General features: G+C 69.6%; 21 protein-coding genes. 9 read left to right on the top strand and 12 right to left on the bottom strand.

Features of this window, described 5'->3' with window-relative positions; translation table 11 throughout:
• The 3 genes from GGR88_RS01340 to GGR88_RS01330 are packed head-to-tail and all read left to right on the top strand — an operon-like array spanning position 1 to position 3,891.
• Positions 1-2,985, top strand: a complete 2,985-nt coding sequence (locus GGR88_RS01340) for an isoleucine--tRNA ligase (RefSeq protein WP_167952240.1) — start codon at positions 1-3, stop codon at positions 2,983-2,985.
• On the top strand, positions 2,982-3,491 hold the full coding sequence (gene lspA / locus GGR88_RS01335; protein ID WP_342449687.1) for a signal peptidase II: 510 nt from the start codon (positions 2,982-2,984) through the stop codon (positions 3,489-3,491). Before GGR88_RS01340 ends, lspA begins: the two co-directional genes overlap by 4 nt.
• On the top strand, positions 3,484-3,891 hold the full coding sequence (locus GGR88_RS01330; RefSeq protein WP_167952235.1) for a DUF3035 domain-containing protein: 408 nt from the start codon (positions 3,484-3,486) through the stop codon (positions 3,889-3,891). Before lspA ends, GGR88_RS01330 begins: the two co-directional genes overlap by 8 nt.
• Before the next feature lie 37 nt (positions 3,892-3,928).
• On the opposite strand, the gene GGR88_RS01325 is transcribed toward GGR88_RS01330, so the two are convergent.
• From GGR88_RS01325 to GGR88_RS01310, 4 genes are all read right to left on the bottom strand, one after another.
• Positions 3,929-4,753: a TorF family putative porin gene (locus GGR88_RS01325; RefSeq protein WP_167952233.1), complete on the bottom strand. Its 825-nt coding sequence runs from the start codon at positions 4,751-4,753 to the stop codon at positions 3,929-3,931.
• Positions 4,754-4,886: 133 nt separating this feature from the next.
• Positions 4,887-6,086: a cystathionine beta-lyase gene (gene metC / locus GGR88_RS01320; protein ID WP_167952231.1), complete on the bottom strand. Its 1,200-nt coding sequence runs from the start codon at positions 6,084-6,086 to the stop codon at positions 4,887-4,889.
• Entirely contained in the window at positions 6,086-6,916 is an 831-nt protein-coding gene (locus GGR88_RS01315) for a sulfurtransferase (protein ID WP_342449686.1), read from the bottom strand. Before GGR88_RS01315 ends, metC begins: the two co-directional genes overlap by 1 nt.
• Before the next feature lie 39 nt (positions 6,917-6,955).
• Positions 6,956-8,497 carry a cryptochrome/photolyase family protein gene (locus GGR88_RS01310; protein ID WP_342449685.1) on the bottom strand — a complete coding sequence of 514 codons (1,542 nt, stop codon included), beginning with the start codon at positions 8,495-8,497 and terminating at the stop codon, positions 6,956-6,958.
• 102 nt (positions 8,498-8,599) lie between these two features.
• On the opposite strand from GGR88_RS01310, the gene GGR88_RS01305 reads away from it, so the two are divergent.
• Positions 8,600-8,989: an MAPEG family protein gene (locus GGR88_RS01305; protein WP_167952229.1), complete on the top strand. Its 390-nt coding sequence runs from the start codon at positions 8,600-8,602 to the stop codon at positions 8,987-8,989.
• Positions 8,990-8,996: 7 nt separating this feature from the next.
• Here the strand turns inward: GGR88_RS01305 and GGR88_RS01300 are convergent, their stop codons facing one another.
• Entirely contained in the window at positions 8,997-9,560 is a 564-nt protein-coding gene (locus GGR88_RS01300) for a hypothetical protein (protein WP_167952227.1), read from the bottom strand.
• 77 nt (positions 9,561-9,637) lie between these two features.
• Between GGR88_RS01300 and queF the strand changes: the two genes are divergently transcribed.
• The 3 genes from queF (at position 9,638) to GGR88_RS01285 (ending at position 10,963) form a co-directional block, all read left to right on the top strand.
• Positions 9,638-10,084, top strand: coding sequence for a preQ(1) synthase (gene queF, locus GGR88_RS01295; RefSeq protein WP_167952225.1), 447 nt, complete (start codon positions 9,638-9,640; stop codon positions 10,082-10,084).
• Between the two features lie 52 nt (positions 10,085-10,136).
• Positions 10,137-10,538, top strand: coding sequence for an acyl-CoA thioesterase (locus tag GGR88_RS01290; RefSeq protein WP_167952223.1), 402 nt, complete (start codon positions 10,137-10,139; stop codon positions 10,536-10,538).
• Between the two features lie 71 nt (positions 10,539-10,609).
• A complete protein-coding gene (locus GGR88_RS01285) occupies positions 10,610-10,963 on the top strand; it encodes a hypothetical protein (RefSeq protein WP_167952221.1) in 354 nt (117 codons plus the stop codon).
• Here GGR88_RS01285 and GGR88_RS01280 read toward each other — a convergent pair.
• The 4 genes from GGR88_RS01280 to hflK all read right to left on the bottom strand — a co-directional run bounded on the left by GGR88_RS01280 (position 10,960) and on the right by hflK (position 16,308).
• Positions 10,960-12,444 (bottom strand): helicase HerA-like domain-containing protein, encoded by a 1,485-nt coding sequence (locus GGR88_RS01280; protein ID WP_167952219.1) that lies wholly within the window; start codon positions 12,442-12,444, stop codon positions 10,960-10,962. The two genes, GGR88_RS01285 and GGR88_RS01280, sit on opposite strands and share 4 nt — an antisense overlap.
• A gap of 146 nt (positions 12,445-12,590) precedes the next feature.
• Positions 12,591-14,102: a Do family serine endopeptidase gene (locus tag GGR88_RS01275; protein WP_167952217.1), complete on the bottom strand. Its 1,512-nt coding sequence runs from the start codon at positions 14,100-14,102 to the stop codon at positions 12,591-12,593.
• 203 nt (positions 14,103-14,305) lie between these two features.
• Positions 14,306-15,166, bottom strand: a complete 861-nt coding sequence (gene hflC, locus GGR88_RS01270) for a protease modulator HflC (RefSeq protein ID WP_167952215.1) — start codon at positions 15,164-15,166, stop codon at positions 14,306-14,308.
• Positions 15,163-16,308 carry a protease modulator HflK gene (hflK, locus tag GGR88_RS01265; RefSeq protein WP_167952213.1) on the bottom strand — a complete coding sequence of 382 codons (1,146 nt, stop codon included), beginning with the start codon at positions 16,306-16,308 and terminating at the stop codon, positions 15,163-15,165. The genes hflC and hflK overlap by 4 nt, the downstream gene beginning before the upstream one ends.
• Before the next feature lie 59 nt (positions 16,309-16,367).
• Here hflK and GGR88_RS01260 point away from each other — a divergent pair, with 59 nt between their 5' ends.
• Positions 16,368-17,360: an Mrp/NBP35 family ATP-binding protein gene (locus GGR88_RS01260; protein WP_245196406.1), complete on the top strand. Its 993-nt coding sequence runs from the start codon at positions 16,368-16,370 to the stop codon at positions 17,358-17,360.
• Between the two features lie 27 nt (positions 17,361-17,387).
• Positions 17,388-17,822, top strand: coding sequence for a CoA-binding protein (locus GGR88_RS01255; RefSeq protein ID WP_167952211.1), 435 nt, complete (start codon positions 17,388-17,390; stop codon positions 17,820-17,822).
• Between the two features lie 21 nt (positions 17,823-17,843).
• On the opposite strand, the gene GGR88_RS01250 is transcribed toward GGR88_RS01255, so the two are convergent.
• The 3 genes from GGR88_RS01250 to ubiA are packed head-to-tail and all read right to left on the bottom strand — an operon-like array spanning position 17,844 to position 20,935.
• Positions 17,844-18,629, bottom strand: coding sequence for an inositol monophosphatase family protein (locus GGR88_RS01250; protein WP_167952208.1), 786 nt, complete (start codon positions 18,627-18,629; stop codon positions 17,844-17,846).
• On the bottom strand, positions 18,622-19,968 hold the full coding sequence (locus GGR88_RS01245; RefSeq protein ID WP_167952206.1) for a TldD/PmbA family protein: 1,347 nt from the start codon (positions 19,966-19,968) through the stop codon (positions 18,622-18,624). Before GGR88_RS01245 ends, GGR88_RS01250 begins: the two co-directional genes overlap by 8 nt.
• A gap of 52 nt (positions 19,969-20,020) precedes the next feature.
• A complete protein-coding gene (gene ubiA / locus GGR88_RS01240) occupies positions 20,021-20,935 on the bottom strand; it encodes a 4-hydroxybenzoate octaprenyltransferase (protein WP_167952204.1) in 915 nt (304 codons plus the stop codon).
• Between the last annotated feature and the right edge of the window lie 2 nt (positions 20,936-20,937).

Raw genomic sequence — 20,937 nt, 5'->3', positions numbered from 1 at the left:
ATGGCCGACGACACCAACAGCACCGCGCGCGACTGGCGCGACACCGTCTTCCTGCCGAAGACCGACTTTCCGATGAAGGCCGGCCTCGCCGCCAAGGAACCGCAGATCCTGGAGCGCTGGCAGCGGCTGGGCCTCTACCAGCGCCTGCGCGAACAGCGCGCGGGGGAGCGCCGCTTCATCCTCCACGATGGCCCGCCCTACGCCAATGGCGACATCCACATGGGCCATGCGCTCAACAAGGTCCTGAAGGACCTCGTCGTCCGCACCCGCAGCCTCATGGGCTACGACGCGCCCTATGTGCCCGGCTGGGACTGCCACGGCCTTCCGATCGAGTGGAAGATCGAGGAACAGTACCGCAAGAAGAAGCAGTCAAAGGACGAGGTCCCTCCGGCCGAGTTCCGCGCCGAATGCCGTGCGTACGCCGCCGAATGGGTCGGCATCCAGCGCGCACAGTTCGAGCGGCTGGGCATCATGGGCGACTGGGACGACCCCTATCTCACCATGAAGTACGAGGCCGAAGCGACCATCGCCGGCGAGCTCCTGAAGTTTGCCGAGAGCGGCCAGCTCTACCGCGGCGCCAAGCCCGTCATGTGGAGCCCGGTGGAGAAGACTGCGCTCGCCGAGGCCGAGGTGGAATATGAGGATATCACGTCGACGCAGATCGACGTGGCGTTCGAGATCATCGACGCGCCCAACGCACCCGAACTCGTCGGCGCACATGCGGTGATCTGGACGACGACGCCGTGGACAATCCCGGTGAACCAGGCGCTCGCCTACGGGCCCGACGTCGAATATGTTCTGATCGAGACGCTTGGATACAAGCAACCGGGCCAGAGCGAAGTCATGTCCGGCTTCAGGCTCCTGGTGGCTCGCGAGCTGGTCGAGGCTTTCCAATCGCGCGCGAAGCAGGTCATCCCGACCATCGGCCCGGTCGACATCGTTTCGGTAATCAAAGGCTCCGCCCTCGCCGGCGCCACAGCGCGCCACCCGATGCACCATCTCGGCGGCTTTTTCGCAAAGCCCCGCCCCTTCCTGCCCGGCGACTTCGTCACCACCGATCAGGGCACCGGCCTCGTCCACATGGCCCCGGACCATGGCGAGGACGATTTCGACCTGTGCAAGGCGAACGGCCTCGATCCCGTCTTCGCCGTGGAAGGCGACGGCCGCTACCGCGCCGACTGGGGCTGGCTGGGCGGCGAAGGCAGCGTCATCAATCCGAAGTTCAACGCCCCCGACGGCCCGATCTGCGAAGGCCTGCGCAACGCCGGCGCCCTCCTCGCGGCCTCCGCGGACTACCGCCACAGCTATCCGCACAGCTGGCGCTCCAAGGCCAAGCTGATCTTCCGCGCCACGCCGCAATGGTTCATCCCGATGGACCGATCGGCAGACAGCGAACGTCCGGGGGACGTTCGCAGCCGATCGGTCGGCGAGCAAGGCGAGCCGTCAAGCCATCAGCCACGTTTCTCGACTTCGCTCCAAACGAACGGAGATGACGGGGCAACCACCCAAACCTCGATCGCATCGAGCGACGTCGAAGAGCGCAGCACCGATGCCCGCGACAATGGCGCCACGCTCCGTCAGGTCGCACTCGACGCCATCGCCGCCACCCGCTGGATTCCCGCGCGTGCGGAAAACCGCATCACAGCGATGGTCGCCGGCCGCCCCGACTGGGTGATCAGCCGCCAGCGCGCCTGGGGCGTGCCGATCGCGCTCTATGTTCACCGGCAGACCGGCGACTATCTGCGCGACGCGCACGTCAACGCCCGCATCCTCGCTGCCTTTCGAGCGGGCGGTGCCGACGCCTGGTACGCCGCCGACCATCAGGCGCTGCTTGGCGAAAGCTACGACCTCGCCGATTATCAGCCCGTCCAGGACATCCTCGACGTCTGGTTCGACAGCGGCTCCACCCACGCCTTCGTGGTCGAGGCGCGCTATGGCGAGGGGACCCGCGCCGACCTCTATCTGGAGGGGTCGGACCAGCATCGCGGCTGGTTCCAGTCGTCGCTGCTGGAAAGCTGCGGCACCCGCGGTCGCGCGCCCTATGCCGCCGTCCTCACCCATGGCTTCGCGCTCGACGGCACCGGCCGCAAGATGTCGAAAAGCCAAGGCAACGTCGTCGATCCGTTGAAGGTGATGGCCGACAGCGGCGCCGACATCCTCCGCCTCTGGGCCGCGGCGACCGACTATTTCGACGATGTGAAGATCGGCAAGGATGCGCTGTCGGGCGCGTCCGACGCCTATCGCAAGCTCAGGAACACCTTCCGCTATCTTCTTGGCGCACTCGACGGCTTCACCGCTGCCGAGCGGCTGCCGCACGCCGACATGCCGGAGCTGGAGCGCTACATCCTCCACCGCCTCCACATCCTGGATGGGGAGCTGAGATCGGCCACCGACGGCTTTGAATTCAACCGCTACGTCCGCGCCCTGTCCGATTTCGCGAACGAGGAGCTGTCCGCCTTCTTCTTCGATATCCGGAAGGACAGCCTCTACTGCGACGCCGCCGACAGTCCGAAGCGCCGCGCCTACCGCACCGTGCTCGACATCCTGTTCGAGGCATTGGTCCGCTACGCCGCGCCGCTCATCCCCTTCACGGCGGAGGAGGTGTGGCTCACCCGCTATCCCAGCGACGACGGCTCCGTGCACTTCCAGACCTGGCCGACCATCGAGGATGCTTGGCTGGACGGGGCGCTCGGCGCGCGCTGGCACGAGGTGCGCGCGCTGCGGGAGCAGGTGACGGAGGCGATCGAGCCGATGCGCCGCGAGAAGATCGTCCGCTCCAGCCTCGAGGCGGCCGTCACCGTGCCGGCAGCCCCGCTTCCGGCCGACCAGCTTGCCGAGCTGTTCATCAGCGCCGCGGTGTCGGAAGGCGGCGAGATCGCGGTTCGCCGCACGGATGATCAGAAATGCGGCCGCTGCTGGCGCCACCTGCCGGAGGTTCCGGAGGACGGCGCGCTGTGCGCCCGCTGCGCGGAGGTGGTCGCGTGATCCGGCGCAATCGCACGCTCGGCTACGGCATCGCCGCCGCTGTCTTCATCCTCGACCAGCTCATCAAGTGGCTCGTCACCGGCCCGCTCGGTGTCAGCGCCCCCGGCGACGTGCGGGAGGTGCTGCCCTTCTTCAACCTCAGCTTCGTTGCGAACAACGGCATCTCGCTCGGCCTCTTTCCCGCCGGCAGTGACGGGATGCGCTGGCTGCTGGTCGGCGTCACCCTGTTGATCAGCATCGGCGTCGCCGTCTGGCTGTGGCGGGAACGGTCGCGCGGCGATGCCGTCGCGCTCGGCATCGTGCTGGGCGGTGCCATCGGCAACATCGTCGATCGCACGCGCGTCGGCTATGTCATCGACTATGCCGACCTGCACTTCGGCAGCTGGCAGCCCTTTTTGGTCTTCAATCTGGCCGACGCGGCGATTACGGTCGGCGCCGTCATCCTCGTGCTGCGCGCCTTTTTCGTGAAGCGCCCCGACGATCAACCGGAGAGTCACCATGCGTAAGGCCCCTCTCGTCGCCCTTTCGGCCACAGCGCTCGCGCTTGCCGGCTGTGCCAGCGGCAGCGGCCGGGTCGGCCCGGACGAGTTCGCGACCGCGCGTGCGGCCCCGCTGGTCGTTCCGCCCGATTTCGCGCTGCGTCCGCCCGCCCCGGGTGAGCCCCGCCCGCAGGAGGTTTCCGCCAGCACGCAGGCGCTTCAGGCGCTGTTCGGCGGGCCGGCGCAGCGCAGCGCGGCAGAGAGCGCGGCGCTGACGGAGGCCGGCCGCGCGACCGCCGCCCCCGGCATCCGCTCCTCCGTCGCCGATCCCGCGACCACGGTCGTGGACAAGGGCACCACCACGCAGGAAATCCTCGCCGCGCCGGAAGGCGACGGCCAGGAAGCTCGCGCCGCGGTTCCGCAATAAACGTCTGCCGGGGCGGCGCGTCGCCGCCCCGCATCGCTCAGAAGGCGGCGGTCAGCGACGCCACGATCGTGCCGTCGGCGATGCTGCCGGTGCCGTCGTTCCCCTTAGAAAAGTTCGGCTGCAGATAGGCCGACTCGCCCCGTCCGATGTCGGTGTCGATGTACGACACGTTCAGCGTCAGCCCGCTGAACACCAGGTCCGCGCCCAGCGCCCAGTCCCAATATTCGCCGGTCGGCGCCAGGCTGGTGCCGTTGGGACCAAGGCCGGGATTGCCGTCCGAATAGCCGATGTGCGCCTTCAGCGTCAGGGGCGTGCCGGGCAGACCGACCGCACCGTCGCCGGACAGATAGAGATTGTCCTCGCGGTCGCCGTCACCTTCGATGAAGGGCGTGGCCGACGCCGTGAAATAGCCGAGCGAGGTCTGCGCTGGCGCATAGGCGACCGCCGCCGTCAGCGACGCCGGGCCGATCGTCCCGCCCAGCCGGCCGTAGAACTCGACCACGTCAGATTCGTCCACGCCGCCCGGATAGGTGTACCAGGTGACACCGACGTCCACCGATGCGTCACCCACCGTGGTCTTGTACCCGGCGATTAGGTCCAGCTCCAGGTTCGCACCGCCGAACGTGCCCCATCCCGCCAGGTTGGATCCCCAGGTGCCGATGTAGAGGCCGCTGTCGTGGGCGATGGTCAGGCCGCCCTGCACGGCCACTTCCTTGTCCGTCTGCGACACGCCCCGGAAGCGATAGTCGGACGCCACGGTCACCGATCCGCTGACGGTGATCGGCTCCGGCGGTGCCGTTTCCTGCGCCATCGCGGGCGTGGCGACGACCAGACACGGCAAGAGCAAGCGGAAGTTGAGCATCGACGAACCCCCTGTTCAATGGTGGGCCCCTCCTCACGCACGTGTTCGTTCGACACGTTGACAGAAACGTGCCGAACAATGGTGCAACGCACAACGATTATTTTGCAACTGCGCACATGGGCGCAACAATGCGTCAACTTGGCTGGCAAGCCGCTGTGAAACGCTCCAGTCCCGCCGCCAGGTCGGCAATCAGGTCGTCCGGATCCTCAAGCCCGATGTGCAGCCGCACCAGCGGCCCCTCGGCCGCCCATGGCACTGCGCTGCGCATCCGCTCAGGGTCGGCCGGAATGGCAAGGCTCTCATACCCACCCCAGCTGTAGCCCAGCCCGAACAGCCTCAACCCGTCGAGCATCGCCGTCCGCGCCGCATCGTCGCCGCCCCGCAGCACGAAGGAGAACAGGCCGCTCGCCCCGCGGAAGTCGCGCGCCCAGACATCATGTCCGGGACAGCTTGGCAGTGCCGGGTGCAGCACGCGCGCGACCTCCGGCCGCTCCGCCAGCCACCGCGCCACCGTCAGCGCGGACGCTTCATGCTGCTTCAGCCGGACCCCCATCGTGCGCAGCCCGCGCGCGCCCAGAAAGGCATCGTCCGGCGACGCGCACTGACCCCAGGCGTGCGTTGTCTGGCGGAGGCGTTGCCACAGCCCGGGCGCCGCCGTGACCGATCCCAGCATGGCGTCCGAATGGCCGACCACATATTTGGTCAGCGCCATCACCGACAGGTCGACGCCCTGCTCGATCACCGGCAACAGCAGCGGCGTCGCCCAAGTGTTGTCGATCAGCGTGACAACGCCCGCCGCCTTCGCCGCCGCGACGATCGCCGGCACGTCCTGCACCTCGAACGTGATGCTGCCGGGGCTTTCCATGAAGATCGCCGCCGTGCGCTCTCCGATCAATTCGGCGATCCCGGCGCCGATGCACGGATCATAGAAACGGGTCCCGACGCCCATCCGCTTCAGCGGCCCGTCACAAAAGGCACGCGTCGGCTCATAGGCGCTGTCGACCATCAACAGCTCGTCGCCGGGCGCCAGGACCGTGGTCAGCGCCGTCGCCACCGCCGCCACGCCGGACGGGTACAGCAGCGTTCCGGCCGCACCCGGTTCCAGCGCCGTCAGCGCGTCGGCCAGCGACCACTGCGTCGCCATTCCGCGCCTGCCGTAATAGGGCTTGTGGTGCGTGTCGTGGGGCCGCGCGCGCATCTCGGCCACGCTGTCGTACAGCACGGTCGATGCGCGCCACACGGGCACGTTCACCGCGGCTCCCGTCCACTCCGGCCGCCTGCCGCCTGTCACGATCCGCGTGAACGGCCGGTCGTCGTCGCGCTCCTCCGCCATCAGGCGCCCGTCGCCTTGGGTGTCGACGGGTCTGCCCCCCACTCCGACCAGCTGCCGTTGTACAGGCCCGCGTCCGGCCGGCCCAGCAGGTGAAGGCCGAATGCGATCACCGCCGCCGTCACGCCGCTGCCGCAGGTGGCGATCACCGGTCGCTCCACCTCCACGCCCGCATCCTCGAACGCGGCGCGCAGCGTTCCCTCCCGCTTCCAGGTTCCGTCGGGGTGGAAGAGCGTACCCTGCGGTACGTTCAGCGCACCCGGCACATGGCCGGGTTGCACGCCCGGATGCGGCTCCGGCTCCATGCCCGCGAACCGCCCTGCGGATCGCGCGTCCACCAGCTGGGCGGCGGCGCTGTCCAGGTTGGCGCGCACGTCCGCCATGGTGCGCAGGCTCCCACCCGGCGCCCCGGCCGAAAAGCTCTCCGCCCGGCTCCCTCCGTCGCCCGTTTCCAGCGGCAGCGCTCGCGCCCGCCACGCCGCAAGCCCGCCGTCAAGGATGGCCACGTCGCGCAACCCATATTCGCGCAGCAGCCACCATCCCCGCGCGGCACTGTGCAGCGGCGAATCGTCGTAGATCACGATGCGCGTGCCCACGCCGATCCCCAGCGCACCGATCAGCCGCCCGGCCTCGTCGGACGTCGGGATCGGCTTGGTCCCGCCGCCAAAGGCATCCAGGTCCATGAAGCGCGCACCCGGAATATGGCCGGCGGCATGCTCGGCCCGCGGGTCGCGCCGTTCGTCGGGCAGATGCTTGGACGCGTTCACCACCCGCAGGTCCGGCGCGCCCAGCGCGGCCTGCAGCCAGTCTGCGCTTACCAGTGCGTCCATCATCGCCTCCCCACGCCGGCGCCCGTTCGGCCGGCCCGAACGCTAATAGGGCGCTCCGCTCGCGTCGAGCGTGTCGAGGAAGTCGGCGGCCTGCCGCCGCAACCCATCCACCGTCTCGGGTGCCATCCGATCAAGCGTCCGGTACGGCCCCGCCAATCGCCGGTTGCGGCCGATCCGATCGCGGTTCCGCGCCAGGAAGTCCCAATAAAGCGCATTGAACGGGCAGGCGTCGGGCCCGGTCCGCTCGGTCACCTTGTACCGGCACCCGCCACAATAATCGGACATGCGGTTGATGTAAGCGCCCGACGATATGTACGGCTTGGATCCGATCAGCCCGCCGTCCGCGAACTGGCTCATGCCGATCACATTGGGCGCCTCCACCCATTCATAGGCGTCGGCGTAGACCTCCAGATACCAAGTGTGGACCGCGTGCGGATCGGCGCCGATCAACAGCGCGAAGTTGCCCGTCACCATCAACCGCTGGATGTGGTGGGCATAGGCGAGGTCCAGAGTCTGCCCGATCACCTCAGACAGGCAGTGCATGTCGGTGTCGCCCGTCCAGTAGAAGCGCGGCAGCGGGCGGTGGACGTCCAGATGGTTGCGCCGGGTGAAGTCCGGCCCCTCCCGCCAATAGATGCCGCGCATATACTCGCGCCATCCGATGATCTGCCGGATGAACCCCTCGGCCGAATTCAGCGGCACCCGCCCCGCCCGGTACTCCGCATCCACCCGCCGGCAGAGCGCGAGGGGGTCGAGCAGCCCTGCATTGATGTAGGGCGACAAATGCGCGTGCCAGAGCAGCGGCTCGCCGGTCACCATTGCATCCTGATTGTCGCCGAACGCGGGGAGCGCGTCTGTCACGAAGCGGTCTTCCGCTGCCTTCGCCTGCTCCGCCGTCACCGCGAAATCGAAGCTCTCCAGCGATCCGGGATGATCCGGAAAGCGCGCCGCCACCAGGGCCAGCACGTCGGCCGTCACGTCGTCCGGCGGGCATGGCTTGCGGCGCGGCAGGAACAGGTCGCCGTCGGCCGGCTTCCGGTTTTGCCGGTCCAGGTTCCACTGGCCGCCGGCGGGCTTGCCGCCGTCCATCAGCAACCCGGTCTTGCGCCGCATGTCGCGGTAGAACCATTCCATCGTCAGCTCGGATCGTCCGTCCGCCCAGGCGTCGAAGGCGGCATGGCTGCACAGGAAGCGCTCGTCGGCGCGAATCTCCACCGGGATGCCGAACAGCGTCTCCCAGCTTTCCAGCATCGCCGCCACGCGCCATTCCCCGGCCTCCGTCACCACGATGCGCGTCGCGCCATGCGCCGACACCGCGCGCGCCACGGCGGCCGTGAAGCTGTCGGCGGCGTCCGGATCGTCCAGCTTCTGGTACACGACGTTCCATCCCGCCGCCCGCAGCGCGCCGGCATGGTGCCGCATGGCCGAAAACAGAAAGGCAATCTTGCGCTTGTGGTGCCGCACATAGGTCGCCTCCTCGGCGACCTCCATCATCACGATGACGCTGGTGGCCGGATCGGCATCCTTCAGGGACGAGATGGTCGGGCTCAACTGGTCGCCCAGGATCGGTATGATCGTTGTCACGTCCGCTTGAGCGCGCCTGTGCGGCCCGGGTTCCGCGGACCCTCTTGCCCCATGGCGCCCACCCGCCGATGGTGCACCGCTGCAAAGGGGGCCCGGGTGGACATGACGACCGAAATCTTGGTGCTCGGCTGGTCGGTCGTGCTCCTCCTCCTCCACATCGCCGTGCAGGGCGCGCTCACCGCACGGGCGCGCGGCGCCCGCTACAATGCCGGACCGCGCGACGAAGGACAGCCGCCGCCGGGCCGCTATGCCGGGCGTGCCCAGCGCGCTCTGGCCAACTTCACGGAAACCTACCCGGCCTTCGTCGCCCTCGCCCTCGCGCTTGCCGTGACGGGGCGCACGGGCGGCGACGGGGCGCTCGGCGCACTGCTGTGGATCGGCGGACGCACGCTGTTCCTGCCGCTCTACCTGGCGGGTATTCCGTGGCTGCGCTCGGCCGCGTGGGGGGTGGCGGTCGCGGGCCTCCTGCTGATGCTCCTTCGCCTGCTCTGACGCGCGCTCACCACAGGCTCAGCAGCAGATAGCGCACGATCAGCGCCGCCATGGTCGCGCCCGCAAGCCTGCGCCCACGCACCGCGATCGCCGCCAGCATCAGCACCAGCAGCACCGCTGTCATCCCCCAGGCGACGGGGTTCCGCAGCAGCGGCGCCAGCGTCGGCTCCGACAGGTACCACCCCAGCTGGCACAGCAGCAGCGCCAGCATGACGCCCAGGACGATCCGGCGCACGCGAAAGAAATGCACGTCCAGGTCCGCATGCTCGGCCGGGTCGCGGGGAAAAACCAGATGCGCAGCCAGATAATAGGCGCCGGCAAAGGCGGTCACCCCCACCATCGATGCAATCGACAGGCGCACCACGTCCCGCACGGCCCACGCCGCCGCCCAGAACGACAGCAGGTCGAGCAGCACGAACAGGCCGAGCGCGGGTGTCAGCCAGCCGATCCTGACGGCGGATCCGGGCCGCACGCGCGCCTCGATCGTGCGGGCCAGCCCACCCAGCACCTCGACGATCGACAGCCCCAGCACCAGGCCGAACAATGCAAACAGGAACTCGAACTCGCTCATGTCGCCTGATCCCCCCGGACGCGAACGCGTCTGCGAAGACCTTGCACGATGGCGACGCATCGACAATCTGCGCCTCCATGAGCATCACCCATCTCGGCCAGGCGTCGCCGCTTCCGCAAAGCCCGGAGCAGGCCGTCCTCGATTATGTGCCCAATCCGCGCACCGGCCGCCCCTACCTCGTCCGCTTCACGGCGCCCGAATTCACCTCGCTCTGCCCCGTCACGGCGCAGCCGGATTTCGCGCACCTCGTCATCGATTATGCTCCGGCCGCGACCATCGTCGAATCGAAGTCGCTGAAGCTGTTCCTGGGCAGCTTCCGCAACCACCAGGCCTTCCACGAGGATTGCACGGTCGGCATCGGGGAGCGCCTGGTGGCCGAAATGCAGCCGCTGTGGCTGCGCATCGGCGGCTACTGGTATCCGCGTGGCGGCATCCCCATCGACGTGTTCTGGCAATCGGGTGAGCCGCCCGCAGGCCTCTGGCTGCCGCCGCAGGACGTGCCCGGATATCGCGGACGCGGCTGACCCCCCCCAAACTGGTCATTGATCCTTAGTGACACGGGTGTAAGCTACACCCATGCCCGCCGCTGCCCATCTTCACCCGATCGCGATCGAGCCCGGCGACATCGACTTCATGGGCCACGTCAACAATGCCAGCTATCTGCGCTGGGTGCAGGAAGCGGTGATCGCCCATTGGCGCTCGATCGCACCGCCCACCGCGATCGCGGAGCATCTCTGGATCGCGCTTCGGCACGAGATCGATTATCGCAAGCCTGCCTTCCTTGATGATCAGGTGATCGCCACCGTCGTCCTTGAACGGGTGCAGGGCGCCCGCGCCTTCTACGAGACGGTCATCCGCCGGGGGGAGGAGGTCATCGCCGAGGTCCGCTCCAGCTGGTGCTGTCTCGATGCGGCGACCCTGCGCCCGGCCCGCATCGCCCGCGACATCGTGGAACGTTTCCTGCCGCGCGCCGGCTGAACGGTCGACGTTCACCCCGCGTTCAATCCCGCGATCGTCAGATGGTTCGGACCGGAACCGGGAGCTGACCGATGCGGACACTCATCCCCCTCCTCCTGACGGCGCTTGCCACGCCGGCCGCGGCGCAGACCGGCATCGCCGGACCTCCATCCGCCGACGTCGGCCCTTTCAAGACCAGCGTCGGGCGTGAGCTCGACTCGATCCGCCGCTCGGTGGATCGTGGCCGCCGCGACGGTCAGCTCAGCCGGCGTGATGCCCGCGCCGCCCGTCGTGAGGGCGGGCAGATCGGAACGCTGGCCAATCGCTATGCCGCTGACGGCTATCTGTCGGACAGCGAACGCGCTGAACTCTCCGCGCGTGCGGAGCTGCTGCGCGCGGAGGTCAACCGCGAACGCCTGCTCCGCCCCGCGTCGCGTCCAGACTAGCGTCCGCGCATCAACCCGCCGAGCAGGCCGCGCAGCAGCCGGCTTCCGAACGACCCCGCCACCTGCCGCCCGATCGATGAAGCCGCGGACCGTGCGGCCGATTGGATCATCTTGTCGGCCAGGCTCGGCTGCGCGCGCGCCGCCCGCCGTGGCGCCTCGTCTGGAGGCGGGGCGGCCGCTGCCTTCGCCGCCCGCTCGGCCAGCATCTCCTCTGCGGACTGACGGTCGACCGCAGTCGTATATTTCCCGGCGATCGCGTCGGTTGCGATCAGCGTCGCCCGCTCCCCCGTCGTCACCGGGCCCAGCCGCGATCCCGGCGCCCGGATCAGCGTCCGGCTGACCGGCATCGGCGCCCCGTCCTCCCCCAGCAGCGACACCAGCGCCTCGCCGGTCTTCAGCTCGGTGATGGCGGTCGCGACATCCAGCCCCGGGGCCGCGCGGAAAGTCTCGGCCGCCGCCCGCACCGCCTTCTGGTCGCGCGGCGTATAGGCGCGCAGCGCATGCTGGATGCGGTTGCCCAGCTGCCCCGCGATCCGGTCCGGCACGTCGATCGGGTTCTGCGTGACGAAATAGACGCCGACGCCCTTCGACCGGATCAGCCGCACCACCTGCTCCACCTTGTCGACCAGCGCGTCCGGCGCATCCTCGAACAACAGGTGCGCTTCGTCGAAGAAGAAGACGAGCTTCGGCTTGTCGGCGTCGCCCACCTCGGGCAGCGTCTCGAACAGCTCGGACAGCAGCCACAGCAGGAAGGTGGCGTAGAGCTTTGGGCTCGCCATCAGCCTGTCGGCGGCAAGCACAGACACGATGCCGCGCCCGTCATCCGCCAGCCCCATCAGGTCGCGCACGTCCAGTGCGGGCTCGCCGAAGAAATGCTCTCCGCCCTGGCTCCTCAGCTGCAGCAGGGCACGCTGGATCGCCCCGACGCTGGGCTTGGTGACGTTGCCATATCTGGTCGACAGCTCCTTGGCGCGCTCCGCCACATGGGCGAGCATCGCTCCCAGGTCGTCCAGGTCCAGCAGCAGCAATCCCTCGTCGTCCGCCAGCTCGAACGCTACCGTCAGCACGCCCGCCTGCGTCTCGTTCAGGTCCAGCAGGCGCGCCAGCAGCACCGGCCCCATCTCGCTCACCGTCGTGCGGATCGGATGCCCGGCCGCGCCGAACAGGTCCCAGAACCGGACCGGCGTCTCACGATATCGCCAGTCGCCGTCCGCGATCTCGGCGCTCCGCTTCGTCAGCGCCTCGTGCGGCTTCGCGGTCGGGCTGCCCGCCATGGCGAGGCCGGACAGATCGCCTTTCACGTCCGCCACGAACACCGGCACGCCTGCCGCCGAGAAGTTCTCGGCCAGGCCTTGCAGCGTCACCGTCTTGCCGGTGCCCGTCGCACCCGCGATCAACCCGTGACGGTTGGCCAGACGCAACAAGAGCTCGCGCCGTTCGGTGCCGCCTGCCCCCGCACCCACGAAGATCGTCCCGCTCACGCCCGTTCCCCCTCGCTGCCCGGCGGAACGCTAGATCATCGTTCCGCCAGGCGGAAGCGCGCTTGGCGCCGGCGCACCGGCACTCTGGGCATGAAAAAGGGGCCGGCGCCACCGCGCCCGCCCCTTCTTCCAACCGGTTGCGCGGCTTAGTTCCGGCGCAACCGCAATCCGATGTACAGCGGCGGGTTGTTGCCCTGCTGCACCAGCATCAGGACGCTGCCCTGCTGGCTTGCCTGCACCGCGGCGTTGAACTCCTCCGGCGTCGCCACCGGCCGGCGATTGACCGACAGGATCACGAAACCGCGACGCAAACCCTTCGCCGCCGCGTCGGACGACGGATCCACGGCCGCCACGACCACGCCGCGCGTTTCCGGCGGCACGCCCACGGCGCGCGCGATCTGCGGGGTCAGCGCCTGCACCGCGACGCCGGCCGACTGCCGCGCCGCGGCCGACGTGTCGCCGTCGCCCTCCTCGGAGAAGCCCTCGTCGACACCCTGGTTCTGCGCCAGCTGCTCCTCCGGCGGACGCTCGGCGATCTGCACCTGCACCGTCTGGCGACGACCGTCGCGGATCAGCTCGACCGGGATGCGCTGGCCGATCTGCAGGCGCGACACGATGTAGGACAGCGTCTGGTCCGGCGTGACCTCCTGGCCGGCGACCGACACCACCACGTCGCCCTGCTGGATGCCGCCGCGGGCCGCCGGCTGACCCGGCTCGACGGATCGGATCACCTCGCCGCGATTGCGCGGCAGGCCCAACGCCTCGGCGATCTCCGGGGTCACCGGCTGGATGCCGACACCCAGGTAACCGCGGCGCACCCGCTCGCCCCGGCGCAGCGTCTCAACGATCGGCGCGGCCTGGTCTGCCGGGATGGCAAAGCCGATGCCGACATTGCCGCCCGACGGCGAGATGATCGCGGAATTGATGCCGACGACGTTGCCGTTCAGGTCGAACATCGGGCCGCCGCTGTTGCCCTGGTTGATGGACGCATCCGTCTGGATGTACCGGTCATAGGCACCGCCCTGCCCGGTCACGCGCGCGATGGCGGACACGATGCCCGCGGTCACGGTGCCGCCCAGCGAGAACGGGTTGCCGATCGCCAGCACCCAGTCGCCAACGCGCAGATTGTCGGTCTGCCCGAACCGCACAAAGGGCAGCGCCTCGCCCGCATCGATCTTCAGGACGGCGATGTCGGAATTGGTGTCGTTCCCGACCACGCGCGCTTCGAACTCGCGGCGGTCGGACAGCGTGACCGTAACGGATTCAACCGTCGCGGTCCGCGCACCCGGCGAGATCACATGGCTGTTGGTGACAATATAGCCATCAGCCGAGATCAGGAAGCCGGAGCCGAGCGAGGTCGCCTCCCGCGTCACCGTCCCGCCCTGACCACCGCGGCCGCCGAACAGATTGCCGAACGGCGTTCCGGCGAACGGATTGTTGGGCACCTCCACCTGCTGCCGCGTGGAGATGTTGACCACGGCGGGCTGCAGCCGCGCCACCAGCTCGGCAAAGCTCTGCGGGGCGCCGCGCGGCGCGGCGGCGGGCATCGATGCGGGATCGTTCTGGGCCACCTGCGCGCCAACCGGCTGCTGCAGGGTCATCGTGGCCGCGGCGCCGCCCACCAGCAGGGCGGCGGTGATTCCATAGGCGTATCGCACCAGGGTCTTTTCCTCTTCTCAAGCGAGCGAACGGCATGGCCGCGCCCGCGCGATGATCGATGCTGTTTGCGGGCTGAACGGCGATTGAATGATTACAATCGTCGTCCGTTCCGCATCCTTGTTGCGCCGGCCGCCTTCCCCCTGCTGGCGGGCCCGGCAATCACCCCTCTGCTCGATGATCCGCGATCGCTCCCGCGCCGTCCTTAGGGACGGCCGCGGAACTGCCGGAAATACTCGCTGTCGGGCGACAGCACGGCGGTTGCGCTGCCCTGCGGGGTCGATCCGTCGGTGCCGAACGTGTGGCGATAGGACTGCATGGCGCGGTAAAAGTCGTAGAACTCCGGATCCTTGCCAAAGCTTGCGGCATAGGTGCGCGATGCTTCCGCGTCTGCGTCCGCCCGGATGATCTGTGCCTCGCGGCGACCCTGCGCGTCGATGGTCAGCGCTTCCTGCTCGCGCGCGCTCCGCATGCGGTTGAACGCGCTCTGCAGCGGCGATCCGCTCGGCAGGTCGGCCCGCTTGATCCGCACGTCGACAATCTCGGCGCCATATTGGCGGGCCACCTGGTTCAGCCCGCGCTGAATGTTGTCCATCACCTGCCCGCGCTCCGGGCTCAGCAGCGCGGCGAAGCGCACCCGGCCCAGTTCGTTCCTGAGCGCGGATCCGAGGATCGGACGCAAGGCGTCGCGCACGCCTTCTTCGGACCTGGCGGAGGTGTACATGCGCAACGGATCGATGATGCGGTAGCGGGCGTAGGCGTCGATGTTCAGCCGCAGCTGATCGGTCGACAGCACCTGCTGCTGCTCCATGTCGACGCTCATGATGCGCTTGTCGACCCACACGATGCGGTCGATGAAGGGCAGCTTGGCGATCAGCCCGGCCTTGGTGCCGCCGAAATCGGCGCCAGGCTTGTACGGGTTGATGATGCCCGGCTGCGGCTCGCCGAAGCGCACGATCACGCCCTGCCGGGTCTCCGGCACCGCCACGAACGTGCTGCCGAGCACGATCAGCAGCACCAGCGCGGCAAAGCCCACCAGCAGCGGGTTGCGCAGAACCATGTTCATCGCGCCGCCTCCGTCGCCGGGGCCGCTGCCTGACCGTCCGCGGCCGGTGCCGCCCGTCGGCGCACCTCTGGCAGCGGCAGGTACGGGGTCACGCCATTGCCGCCTTCCACGATCGTCTTGTCGACCTTGGCCAGCACTTCCTCCATTGTCTCGTAATACATGCGCCGGCGCGTCACGTCGGGCGCGAGGCGATACTCCTCGTACACCCGGTCGAACGCCGCGGCCTCGCCCTGCGCCTTGGCGATCAGCTGCTGCGAGTAGGCGCGCGCGCCGTTGAGGTAGCTCACCGCCTGCTGCTGCGCGGCCGACACGTTGCGGAAGCTCTCCACCACCTCCGCCGGCGGATCCGCCTGCTTGATCGCCACGCCCTGGATGCGGATGCCGGCGCGGTAATCGTTCAGGATCTGCTGCAGCCGCAACGCCACCTGGGCCTCGATCCCGGCACGCCCGGCGCCGATCGCGTCATCCAGCGTGACGTTGGCCAGCACGGCGCGCATCGACGTCTCAGCCGCCTCGCGGACTGCCTCCTCCGGATTGGCGAGCTGAAAAAGGTAGAGCGCGGGATCGTTGATGTTCCAGCGCACCGAATAGGCCAGGTCGATGATGTTCTGGTCGCCGGTCAGCACCAGGTTGCTGTCCGGGCCCGTCGATCCGATGTCGATGGTCCGGATCTCGTCGATGTTGACCCGCTGCACGCTGTCGATCGGGGCCGGCAGCGTCAGGCTCATGCCGGGCGCAAGCGTACCCGAATATTTCCCGAACCGCGTCACCACCGCGCGCTCCTGCGGGCCGACCCGGTGCACGCTGGTGAACACCAGCCACAGGAGCAGGAACAGCCCCAGGCCGATCAGCCACAGCGGCCGCCCGCCACCTGCTCCCGGAAAGCGGCCCTTGCCCAGCTGGTCGCGTCCGCGCTTCAGCAGCTCGTCCAGCGCTGAGGCACCTGTCGGCGTCGGCCGGCGCGGGCGTCCGCCCTCGGGCGGCTGGCTCCATGGGTTTCGCGGGCCGGACCCGCCTCCGCCAGATCCGTTGCCGCCGGAGCCGCCACCGTCGCCGCTCCCGCCGCGGCCGCCCCAGGGCCCCCCGCTGCTTTCGTTCAACAGGCTGCCGGCCGGGCTGTCGCGCCCCGTGATGCTTGTCATGGCTCTGTTATAGGGAGCCGGCCTTCGAAAAAAAGTATAAAGGCCGTGCGCCAGCGCCTATGCGCGTGACCATGCCCGACACCGATCCCCTGTTCGCCGCCGCGCAAAGCGCCGCCGGCGACCGTGTCCAGTCGGTCCGGGTGGACAATGCTGGCCGGGCCAACATCGTCCTGGACGTCACCGATCTGGATCCGATCGCCCGCGACGATGCGGAGCGGCGCCTGCGCGAGGCTGTTGGCGGCCACCCCGGAGTGGCAGAGGTCCGCATCCTGGCGACCGCCGAACGACGCGATCGTCGCATCCTCGCCGTGGCGTCCGGCAAGGGCGGGGTCGGCAAATCGACGCTGTCGGCCAACCTGGCGGTGGCGCTCGCCCGCGCTGGCACCCGCGTGGGGGTCGTCGATGCCGACATCTATGGCCCGTCGCAGCCGCGACTGATGCAGGCCGAAGGCGTCCGGCCGCATGCCCACGACAAGCGCCTCGTGCCGATCCCGACGCCGCACGGTGTTCCGCTGCTGTCCATGGGCCAGCTGGTGGAGCCCGACCGTGCGATCGCCTGGCGCGGGCCGATGGCGGCGGGCGCGCTGGGCCAGCTCGTGGATGCCGCCTGGGGGCCGATCGACACCCTTGTCGTGGACATGCCGCCTGGCACCGGCGACGTGCAGCTCACCATGGTGCAGAAGCACCGCCCGGCAGGTGCGCTGATCGTGTCGACGCCGCAGGATCTGGCGTTGATCGATGCGCGCCGCGCGATGGATCTATTCGAAAAGGCTGGCGTCCCCATCATCGGCCTTGTCGAGAACATGGCGGGCTATCTTTGCCCGCACTGCGGGCGTGAGAGCGATCCGTTCGGCCATGGCGGCGTGGAGGCAGCGGCGGCGGCCGCCGGCCTGCCCTTCCTCGGCCGGCTGCCGCTCGACCGGCGCGTGCTCGACGCAGCAGAGGCCGGGCGCCCGGTCGCCGCCGGCGACGGACCGGAAGCCGCACCCTACCACCGCCTTGCCGCCGCCGTGTCGCAGTGGCTGAACCGGGGGCCGGCCTCGCGGGTTTGATCCCTGCACAGGACAAGGAGAGCGCCCATGCCGATCACCAGCGATGCCGATCTGAAGCAGCTGCTGGAAAGCACCCGCACCATCGCGCTCGTCGGCATCTCGGACAAGCCGCACCGCCCCTCAAACGGCGTCATGCGCACGCTGCAGGCGCACGGCTACCGCGTGATCCCGGTCAATCCGCAGATCACCGGCGAGCATGTGCACGGCGAATATGTGTGGCGCGAGCTGTCGCAGATCGGCGAGCCGATCGACATGGTGGACATTTTCCGCAACAGCGCGGCCGCCGGCGAGGCGGTCGATCAGGCGATCGCTGCGGGCGCCAAGTCGGTCTGGATGCAGCTGGGCGTCGTGAACGAGGAGGCGGCCGCGCGCGCGGAGGCCGCCGGCCTGACCGTCGTCATGGACCGCTGCCCGGCCATCGACATTCCCCGCCTTGGCGTTGAGAAGATCAAGCAGGACTGACGGGCGGCGCCGTCCGTCCGGCTACCCGCGCGCCATCGCGTCGCGCGCGCGCGGGCCCAGCCGCTCGACCGCCGCTTCATGGATGCCCGCTGCCGCCGCCATCACGCCAAACGCGCCACCGCGTGCCGAATTGAACCGCAGCGGCTGTCCCAGCGCATCGGTCACGACGCCGCCCGCTTCCGTGACGATCAGCGCGGCCGCCGCGATGTCCCATTCATGCCCCCACCGCAGCGTCGCCAGCAGGTCGGCCTCGTCGGCCGCCACCATCGCCATCCTCAGCGCGATCGAGTTCGGACGCGGCACTGCCACCAGGTCGCGGTCCGCCTTTGGCAGTGCGTCCGTCGCCACCCGCGCACCCGGCAGGCTGGTGCGCCCGCTCGCCACCACGCGCTCCCCGTTGCGGGTCGCACCGCCGCCCTTCGTCGCGCGCCACTGCTCGGTCCGGGCGGGCGCGTCCAGCACGCCCAGCACCACCTCTCCGTCCGCCACCAGCGCGATCGACACCGCCCATCCGGGCCGCCCGCGCAGATAGTCGCGGGTTCCGTCGATCGGATCGACGATCCACAGCCGACGGCGGTCCAGCCGGATCGCGTCGTCCACCGTCTCCTCCGACAGCCAGCCGGCGTCCGGATCGATCGCCGTCAGCCGGGCGCGGATCAGCCGGTCGGCATCGATGTCGGCATCGCACACCGGCTGGCCGGGCGACTTCTCCCAGCTTCGAACCTGCCCGACCCGGCCCAACGCCATCGCGGCCGCCTCTGCCGCAACGGCGGCAACCTTATCGATCAGGGCTGAGGGATCAGCCACCCGCCACCGTCATGCCGTCGATCAGCACACTCGGCGCCTCGATGCCACGCTGCCAGATCAGGTCCGTCGCCGGTTCCAAGGCCATCAGCATGTCCTTGACGTTGCCGGCGATGGTGAAGCCGGCGGCTGCCCCCACGATCTCGCCGCGCTCGACCAGATAGCCCGCGCCCGCGCGGCTGTAATCGCCCGTTACCGGGTTCACGCCCTGCCCCATCAGCTCCGTCACGATCACGCCGCGGTCCATGTCGGCGATCATGGCGTCGACCGACCGCGTGCCCGCCGTCATGTGGACGTTGCTGGCCGATGTCCCAGGCGCCCCCGCGCCGCCGCGGGCGGCATGTCCGGTCGGCTCCAGCCCCAGCTGCCGGGCGGACGCACTGTCCAGCAGCCACCCGGTCAGGATGCCCGCGTCCACGATCGCCGATGCGTGGGTCGGCAACCCCTCGCCGTCGAACGGGCGGCTGCGCAGCCCGCGCGGCCGGTGCGGGTCGTCCAGGATCGACACGCCCGGCGCCATCACCGGCTGGCCAAGCTTGTCGAGCAGCAGGCTGGTGCCGCGCGCGATCGCGGAACCGGCGATCGCGCCAAGCAGGTGGCCGATCAGGCTGGTGCTGACGCGCCGATCCAGGATCACCGGCATCCGCCCTGCCGGCGGCAACCGCGGGTCGAGCCGCGCCACTGCCCGCTCGCCCGCCCGCCGGCCGATCGCGTCCGCCGCCTCCAGGTCGCTCCGGTGTCGTGCGCTGTGGCTGGCATAATCGCGCTGCATCCGCGCGCCTTCGCCGGCCAGCACGCTTGCCGACCGTCCGTGACCCGTCATGCGATACGCGCCGGCAAAGCCCGTGCTGGTCGCATGCGCGACGATCACCCGGCTGACGCTGGCCGACGCGCCCTCGCTGTTCGTGACGCCCGCCACGCCGCGCGCCGCATCTTCGGCCGCCAGCGCCTCGGCCCTCAGCGTCTCCGGATCGGCCGCTCCACCGTCATCCAGATCCAGGTCGGCGACCGGCCCCTGCATCAGCCGGTCGGCAGGCGCCAGCCCCGCAAAGGCGTCCTCCGTCGCGACCCGCGCCATCGCCACCGCGCGCTCGACCAGCGCGGCCATCCCCGCCGCCGATGGATCGCCTGTCGATACGCTTGCCGATCGCCGCCCGATGAACAGCCGCAGGCCCAGCTCCTCGCCCTCGGCCCGTTCCACATCCTCCAGGGCGCCCAGCCGGACGTTCACCGCCAGCGCCGCGTCGCCGTGATAGATCGCCTCGGCCGCATCGGCGCCCGCCCGGCGCGCGGCCTCCACTAGGGCAAGCGTACGGTCGGTGGCGGCAGCGGGATCGAGCATGGTTCCCGGCCCTAAAGGCTGACGGTCGCCCCTTCAATCATCGTGCTGCGCGTCAGGCGACGCTCGACCCCACGACCAGGAAGGCGAGAAAGGCCAGCAGTCCGGCAAAGCGGTTGGACCGGAACCGGGCAAGCGCATCGGCACCGTCGGCGGGCTTCAATCCCGCAACCTGCGCTGCAAGATGGACGGCCATCGGCAGCAGCGCCAGCAGGGCGATGCCGCTCGGCCGCACCTGCCACACCGCCGCGCCCCACAGGATCAGGGCGGCGGCATAGAACAGCGCGACCCCGCCGCGCACATGGCGGCCCATCCGCCGCGCGGTCGACCGAACGCCCACCAGGGCATCATCCTCCACGTCCTGCAGCGCATAGATGGTGTCATACCCCACCACCCAGGCGATCGAGCCGGCATAGAGCAGCAGGATGGAAGGGGTCAGCGCCCCCTCCACCACCGCCCCGCCGACCAGCGCGCCCCATGAAAACACGAGGCCCAGCCACAGCTGCGGCCACCAGGTGATGCGCTTCATGAACGGATAGGCCGCAACCGGCGCCACGCTCGCCACCGCCACCAGCGCCGCAAACGGCGTGAGCATCAGCAGCACGCCCAGTCCCACCAGGCACAGCAGCCCCAGCCAGATCCACGCCGCCTTCAGGCTCACGGCGCCGCTCGCCAGCGGCCGGGCCCGGGTGCGCGCCACCTGCCGGTCCAGGTCGCGATCGACGATGTCGTTGTAGACGCATCCCGCGCCCCGCATGGCGATCGCGCCAATCAGCATCGCCAGGATGACGCGCCAGTGGCTGACCGCGCCGCCTGCCAGCGCCACGCCCCACGCGCACGGCCAGAACAGCAGCCACCACCCGATCGGCCGATCGAACCGCGCCAGCAGCGCAAACGGCACCGCCCATGTCGGCAACCACCGGACCATGCCTCGATGCTCGCTGTCGGGCGTCAGCGCGGGATCACTCATCC

This window comes from Sphingomonas jejuensis, from assembly GCF_011927695.1.
In the GTDB taxonomy this organism is placed as follows: domain Bacteria; phylum Pseudomonadota; class Alphaproteobacteria; order Sphingomonadales; family Sphingomonadaceae; genus Sphingomonas_K; species Sphingomonas_K jejuensis.
The sequence above is the reverse complement of the archived record's forward strand: the minus strand, read 5'-3'. Positions and strand labels throughout refer to the sequence as shown.